Origin of the sequence: Streptomyces aureus (assembly GCF_001418135.1) — a bacterium.
Taxonomy (GTDB): Bacteria; Actinomycetota; Actinomycetes; order Streptomycetales; family Streptomycetaceae; genus Streptomyces; species Streptomyces aureus_A.
Genome location: NZ_LIPQ01000197.1, coordinates 1 through 7,138, shown reverse-complemented (window position 1 = coordinate 7,138; position 7,138 = coordinate 1). Strand labels below are relative to the sequence as shown.

The window sequence follows — 7,138 nt, the reverse complement described above, 5'->3', positions numbered from 1 at the left end:
CCGCCCGGGGTGTCCGCCGACGCCATGCCCGATTCGACCCACAGCCCAGAGGCCGGAGCGACCTCGTCCGCGCCCTCGGTCGCCCGCGCGTGCGCGGCGGCGAGCAGCAGGAACTCGTTGGCCGCGCCGTAGTCGGGCTCGCCGCGCAGTCCGGTGAACGCGGACACGGAGCCGACGCTGCACCACAGGGCGGGGCGCCGGTCCCCGAGGGCCGCGCGCAGATGCGCGTAGCCGCGGACCTTCACGTCCCGCACGGTCCGGAAGTCGGCGAGCTTCTTGCGGGTGATGCCCGCGGAACGGGCCAGGCCGGCGCCGTGCACGAGCACGTCCACCCGGCCCTCCACGGCCAGGATCTCGTCGATCACCGTGCGCACGGCGTCCTGGTCCAGGACGTCGCACTGCCGGTAGTGGACCCGTGCGGCGCCGCAGGAGCGTTCCAGCTCCTGGAGCGTGCCCGCGCGTTCGAGTTCCTGGACGGCACGGTCGTAGCGGCGGCTGAGGGCCGCGGGGGTCTCGGACGGATGGAGCGCCATCAGCTCCCGCAGGGCGTCGGCGCGCGGCAGGCGTGCCAGGGCCGACGCGGACGGGTCGGGCGCGGGTCCCGTGCCGAGCAGCCACACGCCGCGCGGCGCCCGGTCGGCCACCATCTCGTGGACCAGGTGGGCGGTGAGTCCACGGGCGCCGCCGGTGGCCACGATCACCGGGTCCTCGGGCAGACCGAGCCCCGTGTCGGCGGGCGGCGCCTCGACGGGCAGCAGCATCAGCTCGTGCCGCACGCCACCGGAGTCGTACGCGACCGGGACGAAGCGGTGCGCGGCCGTCTCCTCGGCCAGCCTCGCCAGGGCGGCCCGCGCGTCATCGCCATCGACGACCAGCGCGAACACCAGGCAGCCGGAGAGCTCCTGGGACAGGCTGCGGACGAGCCCGCCGAAGAGTCCGACGGCCGGGAGGGGCGTCGTGCCGTCGACGGCGTCGAGTGCGAGGACCGCGAGGCAGCCGCCGTCGTCGAGTGGCGCGGCGTTGTGCTTGGCCGCCATGAAGGCCAGGTCGTGGAGGTCGAGGACCCGCTGCGGCACGTCCCAGCCGGACGCGGCGGCACGCGCGCCCGTGACGACGACGCGGATCTGGCCGAACGGCCGGCCGGCCGCGGCGAGCAGGCCCTCCAGTTCCTCCGGCCGGTCGAGGCGGGTCACGGGGAACGGCAGGGTGGCGTCGTCCGGTGCTGTCCGGGGAGCGACGACGAGGCAGTCCGCCGGTATGCCGGCGTCCCGCAGCGCGCCCGGCTCGTCGGTCAGCACGAGGCTTCCGGCGGGGATCGCCGCGATGCCGGGGCGGACGGCGCGGGCGGGGACGGGGCGCAGCGCGAGGGCGTGCCGAGCGAGATGGCCGCTCAGGGAGTCCGCCGCCCCGGCCCGGCCGGGCCCGGTGGCATCGGCCACCCTCCCGGGCCCCTCGGCCTCCCTCTCGGGAGTCCCGGCCCAGCCCTGCGGTGTCACCACGATCGCGGGCGTGTGGGCGTCCTCCCGCGGCCGGACGACCGTCCGATTCCGTGAACCGCGCAGGGCGTGCAGGATCGCCACGGCCCCCTCGGCGCCACGGTAGTTGCGTTCCCGTACCCGCTCGGCGTCCTGGGCCTCGACGGCGCCGCGGGTGCTCCCCGACGCGAGCTCCACCCGGCCGAGGACGGTCATGCCGTGCTCCCGGGCGACGCTCAGCCGGGTCAGGACGAAGCCGACGGCGGCCTCCGCGTTCTCCTTGCTTCCGTGGGTGGGGACATGGTCCGTCGTGGCGTTGACCCCGATGACCACCGCCAGGTCCATCTCGCCGTCGCGCAGATACCGGATGGCGGTGGCCACGGCCGAGTTGGTGGAGTCCCGGCCGGCGTCGAGCGTCATGTTCGGGCCGTGCAGGTCCAGCCGTTGCACCACCCGGGCCGCGATGACGTTCGGCATCAGTCCCGGATAGGCGTCCTCGTTGACGGGGCGGGACAGGGCTCGGATGGCGTCGTCCAGCGTCCGGGGCGGGAGGCCGGCGGGGCCGGTCAGCCTGTCGAGCAGATCGTCGCGGTAGCAGCGCAGGTCCGCGCCGAGTGCGGCCCGGGTCGGCCCGGTGTGGCCGACGAGCACGCCCGTACGCGCGGCGAGCGCTTCGTCCTTCGCCCAGTCCCCGGCGAGGAGGTCGGCGCAGCGCAGGGCCATCAACTGGCTGCGGTCCATGGCCGCGATCGCCGAGGGCGCGAGGCGGAGTTCCACGGGAGAGGGCAGCGGATAGGCGTCGCCGAAGGACGCCGGCCAGTCGGCGGTTCCTCCCGAGGCCCAGCTCGCGATGCGCCGTTCGTCCGGGTCGCCGGGGAGATGCGTGCCCTCGGCGACCACGACGATCGGGTCGTCCACGGCGGATGCCGGCGGCGCGGCGACGGCCGGGGCGGCCGGGGGCCGGTCCGTGAGGACGAGATGGCCGTTCGTGCCGCCGAAGCCCATGGCCGACACCCCGACGGTGCGCGGGCGCCCGGCGGCGATCCACGGCACGTCGTCGACCGGGACGTGCACGCCCGTCGGCACTCCCTCGGGCAGCTCGCCGAACTGCCGCTGCGCCGGAATGACTTCGTGCCGCATGGCAAGGAGTGCGTGGATCGCCGAGACCGCTCCCGCCGCCCAGCCGGCATGCCCGACCAGCGACTTGTTGGAGGTCATGGTCCACGTCTTGGCCGGGCCCGCGCTCTGCGTGAGCGCGCTCATCTCGGTACGGTCGCCGGTCGGCGTACCGGTGGCGTGCGCGACGATCCAGTCCACGTCCTCGGACGTGACGCCGGCGGAGCGCCAGGCCCGGTCGAGGGCGATCTTCTGGCCCGCGGCGTTGGGGGCGTAGATCGCCTTGCCCCGCCCGTCGGACGAGCCGCCGAACCCGGCGACGAAGCCGAGGACGGGGTCGCCGTCGGCGATCGCCCTGGCGTAGGTCTTCAGGACGAGCATCGCGGCGCCGTCGCTGAACAGCACGCCGTCGGCGTCCCGGTCCAGGGAGCGCACCCGGCCGGACCGGGAGAGGCCGCGGAGCTTGGAGAACAGCACCAGGTTCTGGGCGCTCAGCGCGAAGGCCCCGCCGCACAGGGCCACGTCGGCCTCGCCCGCGCGCAGCGCCCGGACACCCAGGTCGACGGTGTAGAGGGAGGAGGAGCACGCGGTGTCCACCACGACGATCTCCGCGGATTCGGGGAGATCGGGCGCGGCCATGCGCGCGATCCGGTACGGCAGTACGTCCTCCGGGGACGCGGAGGCCAGCGGGTAGAGCGTGTCGAGGCCGTCGGGCACCTCCTCCCCCGCGTCGGCGAGGATCCCCCGCACGCCGGCCGAGACCAGGCTGTGCTCCAGGTGGTGGCTGCCGTCGGGGGTGAGGCCGACCGCGAACAGCTGCCGGTCGCCGGGCCGGACGGTGACCTTCTCGGTGGCACCGAGGAGCGAGTGCCGGAGCCAGAGCGCCGTGTACTCCTCGCTGTCGAAGGCTCCTGATTCCAGTTCGTCCCGCAGACGCGGGTGCGGTTCGAATCCGGTCATGAAACCGGACACACGCGCGTAGGTCTTGTCCTCGGCGGTGGTGTCCGCCGACCAGACGCGGTCCAGGTCCAGCCGGTCCCCGGGTTCGCGGAACACCGGCTCGCCGCTCTTCAGCAGCTCCCAGAACTGCTCGGGCGAGCTCGCTCCCGGCAGGGCGAGTCCCATGCCCACGACGACGACCGCGTCGTCGGCGGGCGCGGCCTCGGCCGATGGCCCGCTGACGACCAGCGTCCTGCCGTCGACGGACGAGGCGTCGTCGGACAGCAGGAACCCGACGAGTTGCGCGACGCCCTCCGCCGCCGACGTCTCCGCGTCCTCCCGCACGACCACGGCGTTGACGCGGATGCCGTCCCGCCTTCCGGCACCGGGGTCGCGCACGAGGTCGGTCACCGTCTCCGGCGCGGGCGGGGCCGTGACCGCGTGCACGATCGCGCCGTGCCCGTGCGGCGCGACGAGGCCGACGGCCGCGGCCGTCGCCGTCCGGGCGTCGTGCGCTCCCGCGTCGCCGGTCACGACGTTCACGAGCGCGTCGATACGGCCGGGGCGGCCGGAACGGCCGTCGGCCGGGCCGAGCGCGGCCCGTATCCGGGGCTCGTCGTACCCGTCGCAGGTCACGACGTGCGCGCCGAGCTGGGTGAGTCGCCGCGTCACGGATGTGCCGAGCGGCCGGCCGGCACCGGCGACCAGGACGGTGCGGCCGGAGAGATCGTGGGACATGCTGGCTCCCGATTCGTAGATCAGCGCGCGGACGGCCGTACGGCGGTGATGAGGTCGGCCAGGTCGGCGAGGGTGGGCTGGGCGACGAAACGGCCGTCCACGGCCGACTCCCCCAGACCGAAACGCGCCGACACCTTCCCGAGCATCTCCGCCCGCTTCAGCGAATCGATCCCCAGATCGGCCTCCAGGTCCGCGTCCCCCGTGATCACCTCCACCGGATAACCGAGCGCCGACGCGTACAGCTCCCGCAGCTCGTCGAGGACCCCCACGGGGGCCGCGACCGCCTCGGCCGCCGGAACCGGGACCGCGTCGGCCGCGGGAACCGGTGCCGCCTCGGCCGCGGGGGCCGAGCCCCGTACCTCCGTGATCAGGTCGGCCAGGTCGGCGAGGGTGGGCTGGGCGACGAAACGGCCGTCCACGGCCGACTCCCCCAGACCGAAACGCGCCGACACCTTCCCGAGCATCTCCGCCCGCTTCAGCGAATCGATCCCCAGATCGGCCTCCAGGTCCGCGTCCCCCGTGATCACCTCCACCGGATAACCGAGCGCCGACGCGTACAGCTCCCGCAGCTCGTCGAGGACCGGCGGCGCGGAATCGGCCACCGGAGCAGGCGCGACCACCGGAGCGGACCCGGCCGGCGCGGACTCGGCGGGCGTCCCCGCCGGGGCGGCGGCGTCGGCGCTTCGCGGGGCCAGGCCCGTGCTGATGGTGTCCACCTCCGGCACGCTGCGCCGGACGAGTCCCGAGAGGCCCGCCCGGCCGCACTCGACGAAACGCCGCGCGCCGTCGGCGTGCAGCTCTCGCACGGCGGCCATGAACCGCACCGAGGTGGTGAGCTGCCGGACGAGCAGGGCCTTGAGGTCGGTGTCGTCCTGGACGTAGCCGCCGGCCACCGGCGAGTACACCGCGGCGCGCAGGGGGTGCTGCCTGATGCCGGTGACGGCCTCGCCGAAGGCGTGCGCGGCGACCGCGAGCATCGGGCTGTGGAAGGGGAAGGGAGCGTTCAGCCGGGTGGCCTGGACGCCCAGCGCTCCGGCGAGCCGCGCGACGACCTCCACCGCGTCGTCGGGTCCCGACACCACCGTCTGGCGCGGCGCGTTGGAGACGGCGACGGCCAGTCCCCGGTCGGCGACGGCGCCCACCAGGTGGGCCGCACGGGCGGCCGGCAGCTCCAGGGCCACCATGCCGCCGTCCGACGGGCAGTGCGCCAGGAGGGCCTCCGAGCGATGGCACACCAGGCGTGCCCCGTCTGCCGGGGTGAACGCTCCGGTGACCGTCAGCGCGGCGATCTCCCCCATGCTGTGCCCGACCACGACGTCCGGCGTGTCCTGTCGCTCCGCGATGCGGAAGCTGCCGACGGCCGCGGCGAACACGGCGAGTTGCAGCGCGAAGGAGTCCGCGCGCACCAGGTCCGCCGCGGAGGGCGCGTCGGGCTGCCTGAGCAGGTGGGAGACTCCGCCGCGTCCGAACTCGGCCGCGATCCGGTCGACCGTGCCGAGGACCTCCGCGACCTCGGGCGAGTCGTCGCCGGCGAACAGCCCCGGGGTGTAACCCCCTTGACCGGGCAGGAGGAAGACCGTTTCAACCGCCATCATGCGTCCTTTGCGTCCTTCGTGAGGTGAGTGGCATGGCCTGGATGCACCGGGAGGCGTCACCAGGTGACGGGCAGTCCGCGGACTCCGTACAGCACCATGTCGTGCCGGAACGGCAGGTCCTGGAGCGGTCGGCCGAGCGCGAGCGTGGGCAGGCGGCCGAAGAGGCCGGCGAACACGGTGCTCAGCTCGACGCGGGCGAGCGTCAGCCCGATGCACTTGTGGAAGCCGTGGCCGAACGCGACGTGCGCCTGCGGGTCCTTGCGGTGGATGTCGAAGGTGTCGGGCTCGTCGAAGACCGTCGCGTCGCGGTTGGCGGCGTTGATCATCACCAGGACGCCCTCCCCCGCCCGGATCTCCTGTCCTCCGACGGTGAGGTCCTCGGTGGCGGCGCGGGGCAGGCCCGCGTGGTTGATGGAGAGGTAGCGGAGCAGTTCCTCGATGGCCTGCGGGTACAGCGACGGGTCGGCCTTGAGGTCGTCCAGCTGGTCGGGGTGCTCCAGCAGGGTGGCCGTGCCCAGGCCGATCATCTGGGCCATGGTGTCGTAGCCCGAGAGCATGAGGAGGGCGGCGAGGCCGACGAACTCGTCGTGGCTGATCCGCCCCGCCTCCTCCTGTGCCACGAGACGGCCGAGCATGTCGTCGGTCGGCTTCTGCTCCCGGGCCGTGACCACCTCGTCGAAGTAGGCCATGAGCTCGCGGGCGGCGCCTTCGGCCTGCTCGGGAGTGCTGCTGCGGTCGAGGATGGTGTCCGTGAGGGTCACGAAGATCCGGTGGTCCTCGTACGGGACGTCGAGGAGCTCGCACATCACGGTGGCGGCCATCGGGAGGGCCAGCTGCGTGACGAGGTCGGCGGAGTTCCCCTGCCGCACCAGGTCGTCGAGCAGTTTGTCGAGGATGGCCCGCATCCTCGGCCGCTTCGCCTCCATCTGGGTGATCAGGAACTCGCGGGTGACCAGACGGCGCAGCCGCGTGTGGTCCGGTGCGTCCTGGTTGAGGAAGAAGCCGGGCGGCAGCGGGGTGTCGCCCGAGATGTAGGAGGGGTAGCCGGGTGTCTTCGGGTCGGAGCTGAAGCGGGTGTCGGTGAGGACGGCGCGTGCGTCCGCGTGGCGGGTGACCACCCAGACGTCCTCGCCGCGCGGTGTCCGCACCTGGAAGACCGGTTGTTCGGCGCCGAGTTCGCCGTACTGGGGCGGCGGGTCGAGCGGGTGCCGGCGGGGCATCGGGAAGGCGGGTACGGCGGGAGCGGTCATCGCGGACTCCACTGGGTCTGGGGGC

Annotated in this window: 3 protein-coding genes; all 3 read right to left on the bottom strand. The window is 74.1% G+C overall.

Annotation, left to right across the window (positions count from 1 at the left end):
* Positions 1-4,268, bottom strand: a 4,268-nt coding sequence (locus tag AOK00_RS17800; RefSeq protein WP_055601291.1) for an SDR family oxidoreductase, incomplete at its 3' end; no start/stop codon positions are given.
* A 20-nt stretch (positions 4,269-4,288) separates the two neighbouring features.
* A complete protein-coding gene (locus tag AOK00_RS17795) occupies positions 4,289-5,863 on the bottom strand; it encodes an ACP S-malonyltransferase (protein WP_055601290.1) in 1,575 nt (524 codons plus the stop codon).
* A 56-nt stretch (positions 5,864-5,919) separates the two neighbouring features.
* Positions 5,920-7,113, bottom strand: a complete 1,194-nt coding sequence (locus AOK00_RS17790; RefSeq protein WP_055601292.1) for a cytochrome P450 — start codon at positions 7,111-7,113, stop codon at positions 5,920-5,922.
* Between the last annotated feature and the right edge of the window lie 25 nt (positions 7,114-7,138).